Annotated in this window: 15 protein-coding genes and 1 pseudogene; 13 read left to right on the top strand and 3 right to left on the bottom strand. The window is 45.8% G+C overall.

The features are described 5' to 3' along the window. Positions 1 to 18: 18 nt before the first annotated feature. The 12 genes and pseudogenes from MKX30_RS24360 to MKX30_RS24305 all read left to right on the top strand — a co-directional run bounded on the left by MKX30_RS24360 (position 19) and on the right by MKX30_RS24305 (position 13,629). Positions 19 to 264, top strand: coding sequence for a hypothetical protein (locus tag MKX30_RS24360; protein ID WP_341063692.1), 246 nt, complete (start codon positions 19 to 21; stop codon positions 262 to 264). Next, complete coding sequence (locus MKX30_RS24355; RefSeq protein WP_341063691.1) at positions 257 to 592, top strand: hypothetical protein; 336 nt, start codon at positions 257 to 259, stop codon at positions 590 to 592. Before MKX30_RS24360 ends, MKX30_RS24355 begins: the two co-directional genes overlap by 8 nt. Then, positions 589 to 1,182: a hypothetical protein gene (locus MKX30_RS24350; protein ID WP_341063690.1), complete on the top strand. Its 594-nt coding sequence runs from the start codon at positions 589 to 591 to the stop codon at positions 1,180 to 1,182. The genes MKX30_RS24355 and MKX30_RS24350 overlap by 4 nt, the downstream gene beginning before the upstream one ends. 85 nt (positions 1,183 to 1,267) lie before the next feature. Continuing rightward, a complete protein-coding gene (locus MKX30_RS24345) occupies positions 1,268 to 3,148 on the top strand; it encodes a DNA cytosine methyltransferase (RefSeq protein WP_341063689.1) in 1,881 nt (626 codons plus the stop codon). 314 nt (positions 3,149 to 3,462) lie between these two features. Then, a complete protein-coding gene (locus MKX30_RS24340; RefSeq protein WP_341063688.1) occupies positions 3,463 to 4,572 on the top strand; it encodes a DNA-methyltransferase in 1,110 nt (369 codons plus the stop codon). A gap of 14 nt (positions 4,573 to 4,586) precedes the next feature. Next, a complete protein-coding gene (locus MKX30_RS24335) occupies positions 4,587 to 4,895 on the top strand; it encodes a hypothetical protein (protein WP_341063686.1) in 309 nt (102 codons plus the stop codon). Between the two features lie 189 nt (positions 4,896 to 5,084). After that, the gene (locus MKX30_RS24330) at positions 5,085 to 5,603 is read left to right on the top strand and encodes a hypothetical protein (RefSeq protein WP_341063684.1); all 519 of its coding nucleotides are present in this window, start codon (positions 5,085 to 5,087) and stop codon (positions 5,601 to 5,603) included. Positions 5,604 to 5,677: 74 nt separating this feature from the next. Then, positions 5,678 to 6,145, top strand: coding sequence for an ArpU family phage packaging/lysis transcriptional regulator (locus MKX30_RS24325; protein WP_322174926.1), 468 nt, complete (start codon positions 5,678 to 5,680; stop codon positions 6,143 to 6,145). Then, the gene (locus tag MKX30_RS24320) at positions 6,135 to 6,350 is read left to right on the top strand and encodes a hypothetical protein (RefSeq protein WP_341063682.1); all 216 of its coding nucleotides are present in this window, start codon (positions 6,135 to 6,137) and stop codon (positions 6,348 to 6,350) included. The genes MKX30_RS24325 and MKX30_RS24320 overlap by 11 nt, the downstream gene beginning before the upstream one ends. A 74-nt stretch (positions 6,351 to 6,424) precedes the next feature. Beyond that, positions 6,425 to 8,523: pseudogene (locus MKX30_RS24315) on the top strand (thioredoxin domain-containing protein). 400 nt (positions 8,524 to 8,923) lie between these two features. Further along, the gene (locus MKX30_RS24310) at positions 8,924 to 10,924 is read left to right on the top strand and encodes a methyl-accepting chemotaxis protein (RefSeq protein WP_053325403.1); all 2,001 of its coding nucleotides are present in this window, start codon (positions 8,924 to 8,926) and stop codon (positions 10,922 to 10,924) included. Positions 10,925 to 11,067: 143 nt separating this feature from the next. Further along, on the top strand, positions 11,068 to 13,629 hold the full coding sequence (locus MKX30_RS24305; protein ID WP_341063680.1) for a hybrid sensor histidine kinase/response regulator: 2,562 nt from the start codon (positions 11,068 to 11,070) through the stop codon (positions 13,627 to 13,629). Positions 13,630 to 13,634: 5 nt separating this feature from the next. On the opposite strand, the gene MKX30_RS24300 is transcribed toward MKX30_RS24305, so the two are convergent. Continuing rightward, positions 13,635 to 14,321 (bottom strand): response regulator transcription factor, encoded by a 687-nt coding sequence (locus MKX30_RS24300; protein ID WP_341063679.1) that lies wholly within the window; start codon positions 14,319 to 14,321, stop codon positions 13,635 to 13,637. A 590-nt stretch (positions 14,322 to 14,911) separates the two neighbouring features. Here MKX30_RS24300 and ectB point away from each other — a divergent pair. Then, positions 14,912 to 16,174, top strand: a complete 1,263-nt coding sequence (gene ectB, locus MKX30_RS24295) for a diaminobutyrate--2-oxoglutarate transaminase (RefSeq protein WP_023988535.1) — start codon at positions 14,912 to 14,914, stop codon at positions 16,172 to 16,174. Between the two features lie 88 nt (positions 16,175 to 16,262). Here the strand turns inward: ectB and MKX30_RS24290 are convergent, their stop codons facing one another. Then, entirely contained in the window at positions 16,263 to 16,781 is a 519-nt protein-coding gene (locus MKX30_RS24290) for an NAD(P)H-dependent oxidoreductase (RefSeq protein ID WP_028541334.1), read from the bottom strand. 170 nt (positions 16,782 to 16,951) lie between these two features. Next, on the bottom strand, positions 16,952 to 18,076 hold the full coding sequence (locus MKX30_RS24285) for a GGDEF domain-containing protein (protein ID WP_023988537.1): 1,125 nt from the start codon (positions 18,074 to 18,076) through the stop codon (positions 16,952 to 16,954). Between the last annotated feature and the right edge of the window lie 21 nt (positions 18,077 to 18,097).

Here is an 18,097-nt window from a genome sequence, read left to right as displayed (position 1 = left end):
AATAGGGAGAGGATACACATGCAACCCGTAACAATCAAGCTGACAGAGGAACAACGGTTTATGTTCGAATCTCAGGTTGACCAAGCGTTGATGATAGTTAAAGAAATTGATATTTTTCCCGAGAGTCAACAAATCAGTCTTAACGGGACTTATTTTCTGGTGGACTTAGCAGATCCACAAATTATTAAACAAGGTGAATACACGATGGCTATGGATATCACTGAACGAGACGTATTCGAGAACGAGGTGACCAGCCATGAGTGAACAATTTATAGCCATCGTAATTCCAGTGCTGGACTATCCGATTCAGGGCTACCAGCCTGGAGACATGCGAGTCAAGCTTCAAGAGGAAGTTAATGAGCTGATCGAGGAAGTGGAGTCCAAGGAGTACGACCAACGCCGGACTCTTTCAGAACTGTTCGATGTGCTGCAGGTGACGATAGGGTTGATCCGACAACAGGCGCGTGAGACTCTACCGCCTGGAGAAGCTACCAAGGTCCTGCAAAATGTGATTGCCCGGGCCAACCAGGACCACCTATATAAGATTACAGAGTATGGGCGGCAGCGAAACTGGGAGGCGGCGAAGCGATGACTCTTTTGGAGATAGATCCGGCTATGAGATTCGTTGGAATTGATCCAGCGACGACAACGGGGCTTGTTGCTTTGGACATTGACGGGAATGTGCTGGTACAGACGGACATTCAAGGAAAAGGTCCTAAAATAAAGGGTGGAATAACTGTTCCTCAGCTTGTCTCTCTACAAAATCAGCTTTACCAACTGCTCCAGCCTAGGGACGAAATTGTCAAAGAGGATGCCGTTCCTGGCACCCAAAGAGGGCTTACAACCGGGATGATACATGGAAATTTACGGACCATTATTCATCGGAAAGGCTTGAGTTTCAATCTGGTAATGCCGAATTCCGTTAAAAAGTATGTAGCTGTAACTGGCTGGGAGGGGGAAGCAGGAAGTAAGAAGCGTCTGCAGGGGAAGGCGAAGAAAAAAGCAATGGCAGATGCAGCAAAATTGCATTTCGGCTACACCCACAAAAGCGACAACGTGGTGGATGCATATATCATAGCTCGAATCGCTCTCAACCTCTATAGAATGCGCGAATACATGCCGCTGCTGGACAACGAACCATACCAAATCGAAGTCATAGAATCCATCTTAAATAAGGCATAACACCCGGGGCTATTGGGTCCTGCGGCGGGTAGCTGCGCCTAAAATACGGAACGCATGTGCTCATTAGAGCCAGAAAGGACACGGAATGCAGGAGATTATAGTAGACAATTTTGCGGGTGGTGGGGGTGCCTCCACAGGAATAGAGTTGGCGACCGGACGAAGCGTGGACATAGCCATCAACCACGACCCTGCAGCTATCGCCATGCATCGGGCCAATCATCCTGATACTGAGCATTTTTGCGAATCAGTTTGGGATGTGGACCCGAGAGAGGTTGCAGCGGGGCGCCCGGTTGGGCTGGCGTGGCTGTCACCGGATTGTAAGCATTTCAGCAAGGCTAAGGGCGGTAAGCCAGTAGAAAAGGGTATACGTGGACTGGCTTGGGTAGCTGTCCGCTGGGCTGCTACTGTAAAGCCCCGGGTGATCATGTTAGAAAATGTGGAGGAATTTAAGACATGGGGGCCGCTGCTAAAGGACGGATATCCAGACCCTGACCGGAAGGGCCGCACATTCAATAGTTTCGTTAATGCCCTCAAACGGCAGGGATACCGCGTCGAGTGGAAGGAACTGCGGGCGTGTGACTACGGAGCGCCAACGATTCGCAAGCGGTTGTTTCTTATAGCGCGGCGAGATGGTCGTCCGATTGTCTGGCCCGAGCCAACACATGGGGCGCCAGACAGTCCCGAGGTCAAGGCGGGCATACGGAAGCCATGGCGAACGGCTGCGGAGATTATAGACTGGTCCCGGCCTTGTCCTTCAATATTCGAGCGGAAAAAGCCATTAGCGGAAAACACATTGCGTCGAATAGCCCGAGGTATTCAGCGGTTTGTTCTGAACAATCCACAGCCGTTTGTGATGCGCGTCAATTTTGCCGGAAGCAACCACCATTATTGCGATTCCATAGATGATCCACTTAAAACCATCACTGCTAAAAACGGTTGGGGAGTAGTCACCCCGTATATTGCCCGGATCGGACAAACCGGATTTGGGGCTGACCGGCTGCAATACCAGGTAACTGATCCGCTCACAACGGTTACGACAAAGGCGGAGCACTTACTCGTAACACCTGTACTTGGCGTGAATACGACGGGCCACCCCGGTAATGCGCCTACGGAACCCCTACGTACGGTCACAACAGGCGGTCACCATATGTTGGTGAGTCCAACTCTTATACAGATGGGTTATGGAGATCCAGAAGGACGGCGTGTGCTGGACTTGGAAAAGCCAGTTGGTACGGTTACGGCTGGGGGAAATAAATTTGCTGTTGCTGCTGCATGCCTCATTAAGCATTACGGAGGCGGATACACCGGAGCGGGGAACGGAGTGGAAGACCCACTCTCTACAGTAACCACCGTGGATCATAATGCCTTGGTAACTGCGCATATCGCCCGACATTTTGGCGAATCGGTTGGCAGCTCAATGCATGAGGCTATCGGTACCGTTACAGCCGGAGGCGGGGGTAAGAGCGCTCTTGTGACTAGCCACCTTGTAAAGATGAAGGGAACGAACATCGGGCAGCCGGTAGAGGAACCGATTCAGACTATAACAGCCGGCGGGAATCACTTCGGTGAGGTGCGGGCATTCCTTCTTAAGTATTATGGGTCGGCTGACAACGGGCAGACAATGGATGGACCATTGCACACCATCACCACCAAAGATAGGTTCGGACTGGTGACGATCCACGGGGTGGATTACCAAATTGTCGATATAGGCATGCGGATGCTTGAGCCACATGAATTATTTGCAGCTCAGGGCTTCCCAAGTACCTACATCATCGACACGGATGCAGACGGTAAACGATACTCCAAATCTGCTCAGGTAGCACGCTGCGGTAATGCTGTACCGCCTCCATTTGCCGAGGCACTTGTACGGGCGAATCTGCCGGAGCTTTGCACGGGGTCCGGTAATAATTTGGTGCTGGAACGGTACGCGGAGCAGGAGCCTGGACAGCTTACTTTCTCAATGTAGTCCAAGATACAAGCTCCATATTTATGTAATAAGCCCAAACGGGCTTACATCGTGAATTTTGAAATAATTGCTGGGAGTGCAGATGTGATTGCGACCTGATTGTCCCAAATCATCTTGAAAAAACGGTGTCGATTGAGGAATGAATACACAGCAACTTGATACTTTAACACTTGATTTACCATACGGGTTTCTCTCCTTTCATTTTGAGATTCCCTATATGGTAGATAGATAGATTCCATTTATAAGAGTCACTATGTCGGACCATGTTTGATGAGGCCGAATACACCACATATCACGGAGGAGTGAGGCAAGACATGATCATCAAAGGAAATAACATTGAGGTAATGCCCACGCTGCCAGCCGGATACTTCCATACATGCGTAACCAGTCCCCCGTATTGGGGATTGAGGGATTATGGTCTGCCTGCCAGCGACTGGCCCGAGGTGACATATACACCTATGCCGGGCTTACCTCCTGTAACCGTGCCAGCATGGACTGGATGCCTTGGTCTGGAGCCCACGCCAGAAATGTTTGTTGCTCATAGTGTGGCGGTGTTTCGAGAGGTTTGGCGGTTGCTACGAGATGACGGTACGCTATGGCTCAATTATGGAGATAGCTACGCTGGTGCCGGACCAAGGAGAGATGAGGGTTTTAATGCCCGATACCACGGCAAACATTACCTATCCGATAAGCAGGGGGACATTGACCGTGTGAGGCCAGGTAGGTCAATGCCAAACGGCTTAAAACCAAAGGACCTGATAGGGATTCCTTGGCGTGTGGCTTTTGCGCTCCAAGCGGATGGCTGGTATCTGCGTATGGACAATATTTGGAGCAAGCCGAATCCAATGCCGGAGAGCGTCACGGATCGACCTACAAAAGCCCATGAATACATGTTCCTGCTGTCAAAGTCAGAACGTTACTACTATGACCACGAAGCAATTAAAGAGCATATGGCGGAATCAAGTCTCGCTCGACTGTCTCAGGATCTCGAGGGGCAGCGCGGCAGTGATCGGGCAAACGGCGGGGCTAAGACAAATGGCCACATGAAGGCAGTGGGCAAGTCGTACAGTTTCAAACGGAAGGTCAATGAAGGCAATGTTCCTGGTCAGTCCAAACAGCACAGGGAGGACAGGGAGGATAAGGAATATTACGGATCCCGAAACAAACGATCAGTTTGGACGGTGGCCACAGCTCAATTTGAAGAAGCACACTTTGCAGTGTTTCCAGAAAAGTTGATTGACCCCTGCATACTCGCAGGTGCTCCGGTGGGCGGAAACGTACTTGATCCATTCGGAGGATCCGGGACGACATTAAAGGTAGCTCTCGAAAACAACCGGGAGGCAACCATTATCGAAATGGGACAGCAATATGTGGAGATTGCGAAGCACCGGACGGCTACGGTACAGCCAAATCTAATATTCTGAGGGGATTGATTACAATGATCAAACGTAAGCACCGCTCAGGAGGTCAGATCAAAGAGCAGCGCGGTCCTAAAGTTCCTGGTCCATATGGTTACGATGCACCTTCAATTGGGCCGGATCTACTATTAAATAGCTTACAGGCACCTTTACCAAAAGAGACAGTCAAGGAGATTCGCAGATTGGACCGTGCTGGTGTACCTCGTTCGCGCATCGCCAAGCTTACGGGATTGTCAAAGCTGCGAGTAGTCCATGAACTGGCTATGATGGGCGTGGTAAAGCCGGACCCTAATAATAAATATGCTCACAAGAGCAAGCCGAAAGGGTGACCGTCAAATATGTGGTTTAAGATCCTGCTGGGCTCAATTCTAGTAATCTCTTTCCTCGGAACAGTAGCGGAAGGGGACCGTAATAAAGAGCTCGCCCGTAACATGGCCTGTATCTGTGTTGCATCTATATTGGCGTTGTCGATACTGTTCGTTTTCTATAAATAAAACAACTGAGAGGGGTAACCACCCATGAACGTAACTATTAAAGCTCATTTCAATAAACAGACAAAAGACTCTAAAAAGGAACTTGTGCAGTTCTATGTAAAAGGTGACGACGAGCATCGTCCAGAGCTGAATCAACTCACCCGGGAAGTAGTTGTCTTGAGCATTAAAGGTTTGGAAGATGTGGAGCTAACAGCCGAATTCAAGAAGTCCTCCAAGGACTCTAAAAAGACCATTCTGGATTTTGAGGTGAAAGGCGACTCTTCTGCCGCTCAGACATTTGAATTTTACAAACTGGCTGGCTCCGATGTGGAACTAACCATTACTGAGTCCCAAATGGATATAGACGAATTCCGTGAGCAGCAGGCGGAATATCGGGAGGGTGTTAAAGGGACCATCGCCAAGGATGGTACAGTGGACGTTAGTCGGGAAGACGATCCAAACCAAGCTGAATTGCAGCTGGATGATGAAGAGGCCGCAGCGGCTGCCGAGATTGCCGCAAGTGCTGCAGGTGGAGATAACCCCGACGACGATTTGCCTTTCTAAGTAGACCGCACTTATACACTCCCCGGCTTCGGTCGGGGGATTTGATTTAATACAGAGCATGAGGTGATTACAAGGTGGGTCAACAGAGTTTTTTACCGGAGATCGACCGGAAGCGAACACAGGCTGCTGTGGAGGCGGCTCTTGAGAAATACAGGATATATAAGTACCTCAGTGTTGAAGAACGTGAGGCAAGCACGACAGCGGCATATAGCGACATGCCGCGCAGCAGCCCGACGAATGTTACTAGCGATCAGACAGCTAACATTGCTATTCATAATGTAGATTCGGCTGCATTTCGCAAGGAATATTGTGAGCGGGTAGAACGAGCTGTAAAGCGTATGCCTCGCTTGGAACGTTTTCTTATCGAGGAGCGTTACATGACCACGGAGCATGATTACATTACAGATCAGCGGGTGTACAGCTTCGTATTTCAACCGCCGATCAGCGAACCGACATACAGCAAAATTAGGTGGAGAGCATTTTACAAGCTTGCACTTGATTTAAAGATAATTGTTGAAGGAGGAGGGGCAAGTGGGAGCTAGAGAAATAGCACATCAAGAGGACGAGGACAACTCCACTCCTGAAATAAGTTATAATAAAGAAGGACAAAAGGTTGTGAAGTACCGGAGTCAGGGGTATAACATAACAGCCACTGTTCTAAACCATCCTTCGGAAGAAGCGATTAAAGCAGCCAACAAGGTATACAATGAGTTATTCTATAAATTCAATCCAAAAGACCTCGTTTGAGGTCTTTTAGTTTTCTTATGAAATGGTTATATTGAAAGTGTAAGAAAGAATATAAGTCTTTGGGAGGTTTAACGATGAGAGAGTTTATTGAAGGCAAGGAACGGAAGGCTAACCGCTTAATAAATGAAAAGTCTCCCTATCTACTGCAGCATGCATATAACCCAGTGGATTGGATGGCTTGGGGCCCCGAAGCCTTTCAAAAAGCCTCTCGGGAGGGTAAACCTGTATTTTTGTCAGTAGGCTATTCCTAGTGGGGCTTAAGTCAACTTGCCATTGGTGCCATGTAATGGGGAGAGAATCTTTCGAGGATGAAGAAGTAGCTGAGGTATTAAACAGGGATTACGTATCCATTAAGGTGGATCGTGAAGAACGTCCAGATGTGGATCATATCTATATGTCCATCTGCCAGACGATGACGGGGCATGGAGGCTGGCCACTGACGATATTGATGACGCCGGATCAGAAGCCTTTTTTTGCGGGGACGTATTTGCCCAAGGAGCAGAAATTTGGCCGTGTCGGACTGTTGGAGCTGCTGGACAAGGTGGGTACCCGGTGGAAAGAACAGCCCGAAGAGCTGGTGGAGCTGAGTGAGCAGGTGCTTACCGAGCATGAGCGGCAGGACTTGCTTGCAGGTTATCGCGGTGAACTGGATGAACAGAGTTTGAATAAAGCTTTCCATGAATTCAGCCACACCTTCGATAAGGAATATGGCGGCTTCGGGGAAGCTCCTAAGTTTCCTTCTCCGCATAACCTGTCTTTTTTGCTGCGATATGCACAGCATACGGGAAATCAACAGGCACTGGAAATGGCAGAGAAGACGCTGGATGCGATGTCCCGGGGCGGAATCTACGACCATATAGGCATGGGGTTCTCACGATACTCCGTGGACGAGAAATGGTTGGTGCCGCATTTTGAAAAAATGCTGTATGACAATGCTCTGTTGGCCATCGCGTATACAGAGGCTTGGCAGGTGACAGGCAAGGAACTGTACCGACGGATTACAGAACAAATCTTTACATATATCGCAAGAGACATGACGGATGCAGATGGTGCCTTTTATTCGGCGGAGGATGCGGATTCCGAAGGAGAAGAGGGGAGATTCTACGTCTGGGACGACTCTGAGGTAAGGGCTGTACTAGGCGATGAGGATGCCGCCTTTTTCAACGATTTGTATGGAATTACACCTTACGGAAATTTTGAAGGCCACAACATTCCAAACCTGATTGATATCAATCTGGAAGCCTATGGGATCAAGCATGACTTGACTGAGCAGGAACTGGAGCAGCGGGTTAGTGAGCTACGCGCCAAGCTGTTTGCTGCCAGAGAGCAACGTGTTCATCCTCACAAGGATGACAAGATTTTGACCTCGTGGAACGGGTTGATGATTGCTGCTCTGGCGAAGGCGGGACAAGCTTTTGGAGACACGAGATATACAGAGCAAGCTCGGAAGGCTGAGACGTTTTTGTGGAACCATTTGAGACAGGAGAACGGACGGCTGTTGGCACGTTATCGGGACGGAGAAGCAGCTTATCCCGGTTATGTAGATGATTATGCTTTTTATGTGTGGGGCTTGATCGAGTTATACCAGGCGACCTTCGATATAGAGTATCTGCAACGGGCGTTGACGCTCAATCAAAATATGATCGATTTGTTCTGGGATGAGGAACGGGACGGATTATTCTTTTATGGGTCAGATAGTGAGCAGCTAATTGCCAAGCCTAAAGAAATCTATGACGGTGCGATTCCGTCGGGTAACAGCATCGCGGCCTATAATTTTGTGAGGCTTGCGCGGCTAACGGGTGAATCTCAATTAGAGAACTATGCAGCCAAGCAGTTTAAGGCTTTTGGCGGTATGGTTGCTCATTACCCGTCAGGCCACTCCGCGTTACTCAGCGCGTTGTTGTATGCGACGGGAACGACGAAGGAGATTGTGATTGTAGGTCATAGGGACGATCTGCAGACCGTACAGTTCATTCAGGCAGTTCGAGCTGGGTTCAGGCCGAATACGGTCGTTATTTTGAAGGATGAAGGACAGTCGGAGATTGCAGAGACGGTTTCTTATATCCGTGATTACGATCTTGTGGAAGGCAAACCAGCCGTATATGTGTGTGAGCATTTTACCTGTCAGGCACCTGTTACCAGGCTTGAAGATCTGAAGGTGTTGTTGGATTGAACTGAATAAAGCGATCAAACCTAATCCCCTTGGGGGTAGTAAGCATATGGTGATTATCGAAAATGACCCTATGTTTGCTACCTTCAAGGGGATTATTTTCATGTTAAGAGGTAGGTATAGTGAAATGAAACTAATATTTTCTTAACATGTGCTACGCATTTTTTTTAATATTTTTTAGGTATATTATATCAAAGAACCGGTTCCGACCAGCCTTGCTGTTTTCGAAAATAAGTACATATACCTATTTGACTAGCGTGTTTATATCTTTTATGTCCAAGCGTTTTAGCAGCAGATGTGAAAAATGTGAAAGAGAGTCTGTCGGGTGATTGTCATCATCGGCAAGACGAAGAGGTTCACCATAGGTTAGGAAATCTAGGTAATGAAATGGAGATGTTTATTAATGAAGAAGTTATCAGGAAAAAAGTGGCTAGTCGCAAGGATGCTCAGCAAAAATTTTAAAACGAAGCTAATGGTCGCCTTTATTGCCTTTCTGATTTTACCGTCCATGATCGTGGGGGCTTTGTCGTTTGTGAGCGCCAGTCAGCAGATTCGAAACCAGATTGAAGAAAGTGCCGAGCAGGCTATCATCCGCACTAATTTTATTATTGATAGTACTATCGAACCCAAGGTACATGACGCAGAATATTTTGCAGAAAGACTAAAAGGCAATCGGGTAGAGACGGAGGAACAAGCGGCCAAACTGGAAGAGTTTTTTAAGCAATATGCTGCACTTCATCCTGAAGCAGAATCCATCTCTTATGGTACGAAGGATGGTAAATTTATAACCTATCCACAGAAGCAATTACCGGACAATTATGATCCACGGGTCAGACCTTGGTACGATGAAGCGATAAAAGAGCAAGCAAAGACAGCGATTAGTTCTCCCTATCTTTCGGCAAGCTCGAAGCAAATGACGGTTACGGTGTCCCGGGCAACGTCAGATGGATCGGGTGTTATTGGCATTGACCTGAAAATTAGTGGTATTAAAGAGACGTTGAACAATATTAAAGTAGGTCATGAAGGTTATGCCATATTGCTGGACAGCAACCATACCTACATTGTACATCCGACGAAGGAAGCAGGCACCAAAATTACAGATATTGAATCACGCATGTTTCAGAGCGATACTGGTGAATACGAGTATAAGTATGAAGGCCAGTCCAAATATATGAACTATGCAACTAACAAGCTGACTGGCTGGAAGATAGGCGGAACGCTGTATTTGTCTGAAGTCGATGAAGCAGCAGGCCCGATTTTGATCAGCACTTTACTAACCATCGTCGGTTGTCTTGTGATTGGTATTATCATTGTTTATTTCCTGATTCGTTCCATCATCAAACCGATTTTAAAGTTAAAAGAACAAGCGGTAAATGTGAGCGCCGGAGATCTAACACAGGACATTCAAGTAAAGAGCGAGGACGAGATCGGAGAATTAGGAGTGGCTTTTCAAAATATGCAGAATAACCTGCGATCTGTCATTCAGAACGTAGGGAACAGTGCAGATCATGTCGCAATTTCTTCGAATGAACTCACAATAAGCGCGGAACAAACCAGTGCTGCAAGTGAGCAGGTGTCCCAGGCTGTGCAAGAAATTGCCAGTGGTGCAGAGAAGCAGACTACAGGGCTGGAAAATAATTCGGTGGCCCTGGATGAAATTGCACAAGGGATCACCCAAATTGCTGAACGATCGATTTTGGTAGCTGATTTGGCCAAACGATCTGCCTTGCAAGCCGAGGAAGGACGAAAGTCTGTTGAGCAGACAGGCGAGCAAATGAATTCCATTCATCAATCAGTAGAGCGTTCCAACCAGATGATTCAAACCTTGCAAGCCCGCTCTCATGAAATCGGTGAAATTACGAAAGTTATCGGTGATATCTCCAATCAGACAAACCTGCTGGCATTGAATGCAGCTATTGAGGCAGCCAGAGCGGGTGATCATGGAAAAGGCTTTGCCGTCGTTGCTGATGAGGTGCGTAAGCTGGCAGAGCAGTCTCAGACATCCGCCACACAGATTGCCACCTTGATTGCCGAAATTCAGCATGAAACCGAAACAACAGTGAAGACGATGGACAGGGTCACGACTGAGGTGCAGGATGGACTGCAGATTTCCAAAGCAACCATTGTCAAGCTGGGTCATGCGATGGAAGGCATTCGAGAGACAACGCCTCAGGTAGAGGAGGTCGCTGCGATTGCACAGCAAATATCAGCCAGTGTACAAGAAATTGCAGCGACAGCCAACGAGCTGGCGACGATTGCAACTGGTAATGCCGCCACATCTGAGGAAGTTGCTGCCTCCTCACAAGAGCAACTGGCTTCCATGGAGGAAATATCAGCTTCTGCACAGTTGCTTTCAACGATGGCTGCTGATTTGAAGGTAATGATCAGTCGTTTCAAATATTAAAATGAACTTGAACCCTATGGAATGTATAGTACAATGAATGCTCGGGACAGTTCTTTAAGCCTTATGGCATAAGGAATCTGTCCTGAGTTTTTTTATATTTTCGATATCTCACAAAACATGGAAGATTATAAGGGGGCGAACACTTGGTTCGAGATTTAGTGCTATATGCTATCTTGATATTATTGTTAGTTTTGATTTTTCAGCGGCAGCTTGTTCGTCAGGCGATTACAGGTGTTTTTTATGGAGTGGCAGGAATTCTGTTCTTATATTTTGGCATAAGTGATAAAACACTGCTGACCTGCGTACTGGAGCTGGGGATGGGTCTAATGTTCATGACGCTGTTTGTGCACGCTTTAACCACCACTAAGTATTCATATGGACAACGTTTGTTAGACAAAGATCGTGATCTGCTGAATTTACTTCGGGTTCAACCTGGCTTTACCTTTAGGCTGGAGAAAAGTGGTGATGAATTTTATTATAGGCTGCTTGAAGGTGAATTGCTGGAGCGCGTGGGTCTGAATCTACAAGTCAACTACAATAAAAGGGAGCATGTGAAGCGTCTCGGGGACATTTTGGAGCTTTCCTCTGAAACGATGGAGCAGCTAAGTCAATACTACAAACAGGCCTGGTTCGGTGATCGGACCGTATTTGAATTGGAGTTTTGGGAATATTCGGCTCTCATTACCTTACATCCGGTTAGGGAGGACGGGAATACCAGGCATGTTATCGGTCACGTGTTGGATATTACAGAGTATAAAGCCTCTGAGCAGAAGCGAAAGGAGATGGACGAGGCTAACCGTGCGAAAAGCACTTTTTTGGCTCATATGAGTCACGAAATTCGCACCCCGCTGAATGGAATCATCGGTCTGTCAAAGCTGTTAAATAAGACTGAACTGACTGCCGTTCAAAGAGATTACCTCCACAAGCTTCTCGCTTCCTCTCGTACCCTTTCATCCATGCTCAGTAACGTATTGGACTTTTCCAAAATGGAAGCCGGCAGTCTGGAACTGGAAAAGGTAGAATTCGAGCCGGAAAAAATGCTTCGGCATCTCGCAGATACCGTTGGAACTTTACTTGAAGATAAGGAAATAGAGGTCGTATTTATAACGGACCCGGCGTTACCGAAAAGCTTTAAGGGAGACCCGCTTCGAATGGAGCAGGTGCTTTCAAATCTTCTGACCAACGCCATCAAGTTTACGAATCAGGGACATGTATTGTTACAGGTAAAAATGCTAAGTCAGCAGGAAGGGCGAGTAGGCGTTTCTTTTATGGTAGAAGATACGGGCATAGGAATTTCCGAGACGTGTATAGACAAGCTATTCGTCCCTTTTATCCAGGCGAGTACATCAACCAGCCGCAGATATGGGGGCTCTGGGCTGGGTTTGGCCATTAGCAAGCATTTGGCTGAAGCTATGGGCGGGAAAGTAGAGGTGAAAAGTCGATTAGGAGAGTACAGTCAATTTTACTTTAATGTCGAGCTGGAAACTGGGGAATTGAATGCAGGAAGCACACGAATAGAAAAACAAATCAAAGGCAAAGCCTTAATTGTTGCGCAGCATGAACTGGTGAGATACAGCTTGAACGAACTACTGCAAGACTTGGGATTAAAAACATTCACTAATTCATCCTTCCAAGAAAGTGTGGACGCTTTTCAAAAGGGTGAGCATTTTGATTATGTTATCATCGATATGGGGATGGAAGGTTTGAGAGAACTGGACTCCCGGAGGCAGTGGCTTCAAATGCTGGATAGGCAGATAACTCAGATTATTGGACTTACAACCGTGTTTCAGATGGAAACAATAGCTGCAGGGGACATGAATCATAGTGTGGATGCCTTTTTGTCCAAGCCCGTTACCCGAAACGCTCTGCTGGAGGTTCTCTGCTGGAAGAAGGAACAGTCAGTTCCAGCAGATGGTAATACTCTGGAGACTCATGCGACGATGAGTTGCCACAATGAGATAGGGGATACAACACAGAAGTATCAAATTCTCATAGCAGAGGATAACGAAATTAACCAGGTGGTGATTACCGAGTTTTTAGCAGAGCGTAACTTTGAGGTAACGATGGTCACGAACGGAAGAGAACTAATAGCGTTACTGGAACTGCGTTACTGGGATATGGTGCTGCTTGATTTGCATATGCCAGAGATGGATGGTTTTGAGACGGCGAGGCATATTCGGAGAAACAAAGCTTTTAACAGGCTTCCCATTATCGCTTTTACCGCTGATGCTGTGCAGCATGAACAGGAAGTTTGTCTTCGTGCTGGTATTAATGCCGTGTTGTTCAAGCCTGTCCATGAACTGACCGCTGCTAGAGTATTAACTAGCTGGATTAATTTAGCGTGGCTGCAAGATTTACATGGTATTCACGCTGAGCAGTCGATAGCAGGCATGGATGGCAAGGTGTATATTTTTCAATTTGCCCTTTATAAATGGATACAGGAATACCAGTATCTCGATAAAAGAGTTGTGAGAAAAATGGACAATGGGCAGTTATCTTCTGCTCTTCGATTAATCCACTCACTTAAGGGAGGAACGGGGAACCTGTGCGCGCCTGAGTTGCTGGTAAAGGTAATAGAGCTGGAAAAGGCATTGAAGCGCAGCAATGAAACCTCAACAGGAGCACTGTATCCAGACTGGAAAAAGCATCTGAGCACGGTTCAGAAGGATATTAACCAAATCAAGTCATCACTTCCCTGGAGCTGACCGTGTTATTGCATAAATTTGTAGCCGATTCCCCAGATGGTCTTGATTAATTGCGGTTTCTTAGGGTCTTTTTCGATTTTTCTGCGTAAATGGTTAATATGTACGTCCACAGCCCTTTCATTAATAAAGGAGTCTGTGCCACGGAGAGCCTGAATCAAAGCATACCTGCTGAATACAATTCCCCGGTTCAAATAAAAAAGCTTCATGAGCTCAAATTCTGAATATGTTGTCTCCACATTCTGTCCGTTAACGGTAATCATTCTTCTCGCTAGATCCAAAGTAATGCCGGTTTCAGGTTCAGGTGCTCTGCCTCTTCCTTGCAAGCGCGTGATTTCAATACGACGGAAAAGAGCCTCAATCCGTGCTTTTAGCTCTTGCATACTAAAAGGCTTGCAAATATAATCATCTGCTCCCAACGTAAGTGTACGAATACGCTCTGATATGTTGTTTTCTGTAGAAATCACGATGATGGGCACGTCCGTATGCTTGCGTATGAGTGGGCAGGGATTTACCCCATCCAAATCTGGAAGCAGCAGATCCAGCAAAATAATATCGGGCTGTACGATCTCAAGCCGGGCAATACCCTCAGACGCTTGTTCCACTCGAGTAACGTTGTAGTCTTCTCCTGTTAAATACAAGGAAAGGGTCTCTCCCAACATATTGTCATCTTCAATAATTAAAACATTAGACATGATCATATTTCCTTATCTTTCTATCAAATTCGAGCCCAATAGTTAGGATAACTGCAATGTTTACAACAAGTTTTTGGCAGGTCCTGTTGATAGAGTAAACTCCTTTGGACAGTCTGTCAAAAGATCAGGTTTGTTGTGACAATCCTGTGGACAATTAGTCCAGATGTATATCTATTTGATATGGAAATGTACTATTTTTGAGATTTATTACTATAATACGACATTTTTCGTTTTCTTTTAACAATATACTACAAGCCATTGATGATAAATTACAAAAATTTAACAAAACACATCAGAAACATGCATTGACTTAAATGAAAATTATGGTATTTTATTACATAGGAGTTGACATCCTCTGATAGGCCTCTTAGAAAAACCCACTATTTAATCTTCTACTAACATACTCTCATGTGCTATCTCTGTATTTAATTTTCGTACTTTAATTGTTCTTGTGATCATACTTATGATTCTTTGGTGTGGATATCCCAGTGTGAATTCAGACTGTCTACTCATTTAGATTACATATTTACATTTTTTTGCTTTCCATGCTTGTATTTTTTAAAATCAGGTCAGCGGGAGGACGAGAGATCATGAACACATTCGAAGCGCTGGAGTCCAATGTAAGATCCTATTGCAGAAGTTTTCCAGTTGTTTTCAACAAAGCTAAAAACGATGTACTGTACACGGAGGCAGGCAAGGGTTATATTGACTTTTTTGCTGGGGCAGGGGCTTTGAACTATGGGCATAATAATGATTTTATGAAAAACCGGATATTGGATTATTTAAGTTCCGATCGGATTATGCATGGTCTGGATATGTACACGACAGCTAAGCAAGAGTTTATTGAGTCTTTTTCAGAGCGTATTCTCCAGCCCAAGGGCTTGAATTATAAGCTGCAATTTTGCGGACCGACCGGAACCAATGCGGTGGAAGCAGCACTGAAACTTGCACGCAAGGTGAAAAACAGAAATGGTATTTTCGCTTTTATGGGCGCGTTCCACGGAATGTCGCTGGGTAGTTTATCTATTACCAGCAACAACTCCATGCGAGAGAGCGCAGGGGTCCCCCTGAACAATGTTACCTTCATACCTTATAACAGCACATTTAACGGAATGGATACCATTTTGTATATGGAGCAGCTTTTAACAGACACTCACTCGGGTGTGGAAAAGCCTGCCGCGATCATTTTGGAAACGGTACAGGCTGAAGGCGGTATTCATATTGCAGATACCGAATGGCTGCGTGATTTGCGACAGCTGTGCGATGACCATGATATTTTGCTCATTGTTGACGATATTCAAGTCGGTTGCGGTCGAGTTGGTTCGTTCTTCTCATTCGAGCGGGCGGGAATTGTTCCTGATATGGTTGTTTTGTCCAAATCGATCAGTGGATACGGTTTGCCAATGTCTCTGTTGCTACTCAAGCCAGAATTGGATATATGGAGTCCAGGTGAGCATAACGGCACCTTCCGTGGAAATCAGCTTGCTTTTGTCGGGGCAAAGGCTGCGCTGGAGTTCAGAGATACGGTAGAGCTGGAAGCACAAGTGAAGGAAAAAGAGGCTTTTGTTCAGCAGTTCTTGCGTGAACATATCCAATCGATAGATCCTCTAATTGAAATTCGCGGCATGGGACTAATCTGGGGAATTGATGTATCCCATCTGGGAGAAGCGTTCGCCAAGGAGGTAGCGACTCTCTGCTTTAGTAGGGGACTCATTATTGAACGTGCTGGGCGTAACGATACGGTAATTAAAATCATGCCAGCGTTAACGATAAGCTTGGAAAACTTGCGTAAGGGCTGCGACATTATTAAAGAAAGTATGGCACAGGTAACCAGCACGTTGGTTACGATGTAAATCGATCAGTAAAGCCCCTTGGCTGGAGCTGCCGTCTGCTGTAAAGCAGGTGTGGCAGGCGCCGTCCAAGGGGCTTTCTAGTAAAAAATTAAGAAATAACCGTTTGTGCGTATTTTTGTGCGGATTGCTCTAGTTGCTCATCGGTCAAAACTGCAGCACCATATTGTACGAAATAAGGGAGCAATTTGACACCAATCATATGGCCTGTAGCTTCCAGAGGTCTCAACAGCTCTTCGATCGTATACCTGTTCCGTCCGTCATGTTGGTAATTTTCCTCAACGCTGGCAGCAGACAAGGCGATCAACAACTCTTTGCCCTGTAGCTTGCCACCTTCGCTTCCATAAGCCCAGCCGTAGGTTAGAACCTTATCCAGCCATTTTTTCAGTAGGGAAGGAGTGCTGTACCAGTAAAAAGGGAATTGCAGAACGATACGGTCATGCTGCTCTAGCAGTTCCTGCTCCTGGGCGACATTGATTTGCTCATCAGGATATACTTCATACAGGTTGTGAACGGTCACGCCGGATTGTTTCTTGAGTTCTTGCACCCATCTTTTGTTAATGCGAGATTCCGCAAGATCAGGGTGAACGACAATAACGAGGGTTGACATTTAAAAAACCATCTCCTTCGAACTTATTTATTGTTAGTAAATAACCAATACATATGTAACTATTTTAGTTTCAACTTATGGGATTGTCAACTCTATTAAATTTTAAGCTCTATATTCAAAAGACTCCGGCAAGCTCATGCCGGAGTCTCATCAAATGAAGTGTTTTTACATTAAGCGATATGATTAAGAGCAACAATTTTGTTTTTCCCGGAGCGCTTAGCTTGATACAGATAGTCATCTGCTTGCTGAAAAAATACATCTTTATCTTTGTTCATTTCCTCTGTATAGCTTTTCAGTCCAATGCTTACGGTTACAGAAACGAGTTGCAATTTCTCCTGAAAGGTCATTTTCTCCACTTCACGACGGATGTTTTCGACGATCTGATAAGCTTCTTCGAAAGTATGCTCGAACATCAAAATAGCAAATTCCTCACCGCCATAGCGAGCCGGAATGTCATTTGCGGTAATCTGTTCTGTAATGATTTGCGAGATGCCTTCCAAAATTTTATCTCCGAACTGGTGTCCGTAAGTATCATTGATCTTTTTGAAATTATCAATATCCACTAACGCCAGATGGATGATCGCGCCTTGTTCGGCATATTCGAGTGCTTTTTCATAAAAGTTTTGAAAGGACAAATGATTGTACAGCTTTGTCAAACCATCAGTCATTGACATTTTGCTGATAATCGCGTTACTGATCATTAATTCCTGTTGCGCGCGCTTTGTTTTATACAAATCCACTAACAAATCGCGGCCGCTGGCCTGAATAATGAGAGCAATAAAGGTGGACATAATCAAAAAGGTTGGAATCGCCACGATATCAAAGTCTGACAAATAGGTACGAAATGATGCATCCACTGCCAGCAACAGAAAAAAGACGACTACTTGTAATACAAAGGAAAGCCATATTAAGCGGCGATTGAAGAACAGGATAGAAGAGAAAATAGGCAACAAGCACAACGCTGTAATAATCCGGATATCATAGTTTAGGCGAATAATCATCCAGCAAATGACGGTACTTGCCATAAACAGGATCACAAAAGAATACCTGTTAAATTTAAAATGAGCCAACTCTGCCAGTAAGTTGGAACCACTCATGATTAGCGTGGGAACAATAAGGGTTCCGACGTAAAATTCATAAGGCGAAGCGGAGTAATCAAGAAATAAGTAGCTGCCCAGCTGGACGATAAAATGTACAGCTATAATCATCCAATACAGTAATAACATTTTGCGTACCCAGCGGGCTTGCTTTGTTTTGTAATCCATGGTTTGAGTAAGCCGTTTTGTCTTGTTCATGATGTCACCACACTTAATGTA

Source organism: Paenibacillus sp. FSL P2-0173, assembly GCF_038008045.1.
Lineage (GTDB): Bacteria > Bacillota > Bacilli > Paenibacillales > Paenibacillaceae > Paenibacillus > Paenibacillus polymyxa_B.
This window is presented reverse-complemented; position numbering and strand designations above follow the sequence as displayed.

What these genes read in the sequence shown, in the direction of transcription:
- MKX30_RS24335 (WP_341063686.1), top strand. Translation starts at nt 4,587, where the DNA reads ATGATCAAACGTAAGCACCGCTCAGGAGGTCAGATCAAAGAGCAGCGC.
- MKX30_RS24290 (WP_028541334.1), bottom strand. Translation starts at nt 16,781, where the DNA reads ATGTCAACCCTCGTTATTGTCGTTCACCCTGATCTTGCGGAATCTCGC.
- MKX30_RS24355 (WP_341063691.1), top strand. Translation starts at nt 257, where the DNA reads ATGAGTGAACAATTTATAGCCATCGTAATTCCAGTGCTGGACTATCCG.
- MKX30_RS24345 (WP_341063689.1), top strand. Translation starts at nt 1,268, where the DNA reads ATGCAGGAGATTATAGTAGACAATTTTGCGGGTGGTGGGGGTGCCTCC.
- MKX30_RS24285 (WP_023988537.1), bottom strand. Translation starts at nt 18,076, where the DNA reads ATGAACAAGACAAAACGGCTTACTCAAACCATGGATTACAAAACAAAG.
- MKX30_RS24350 (WP_341063690.1), top strand. Translation starts at nt 589, where the DNA reads ATGACTCTTTTGGAGATAGATCCGGCTATGAGATTCGTTGGAATTGAT.
- MKX30_RS24300 (WP_341063679.1), bottom strand. Translation starts at nt 14,321, where the DNA reads ATGTCTAATGTTTTAATTATTGAAGATGACAATATGTTGGGAGAGACC.
- MKX30_RS24360 (WP_341063692.1), top strand. Translation starts at nt 19, where the DNA reads ATGCAACCCGTAACAATCAAGCTGACAGAGGAACAACGGTTTATGTTC.
- ectB (WP_023988535.1), top strand. Translation starts at nt 14,912, where the DNA reads ATGAACACATTCGAAGCGCTGGAGTCCAATGTAAGATCCTATTGCAGA.
- MKX30_RS24330 (WP_341063684.1), top strand. Translation starts at nt 5,085, where the DNA reads ATGAACGTAACTATTAAAGCTCATTTCAATAAACAGACAAAAGACTCT.
- MKX30_RS24340 (WP_341063688.1), top strand. Translation starts at nt 3,463, where the DNA reads ATGATCATCAAAGGAAATAACATTGAGGTAATGCCCACGCTGCCAGCC.
- MKX30_RS24310 (WP_053325403.1), top strand. Translation starts at nt 8,924, where the DNA reads ATGAAGAAGTTATCAGGAAAAAAGTGGCTAGTCGCAAGGATGCTCAGC.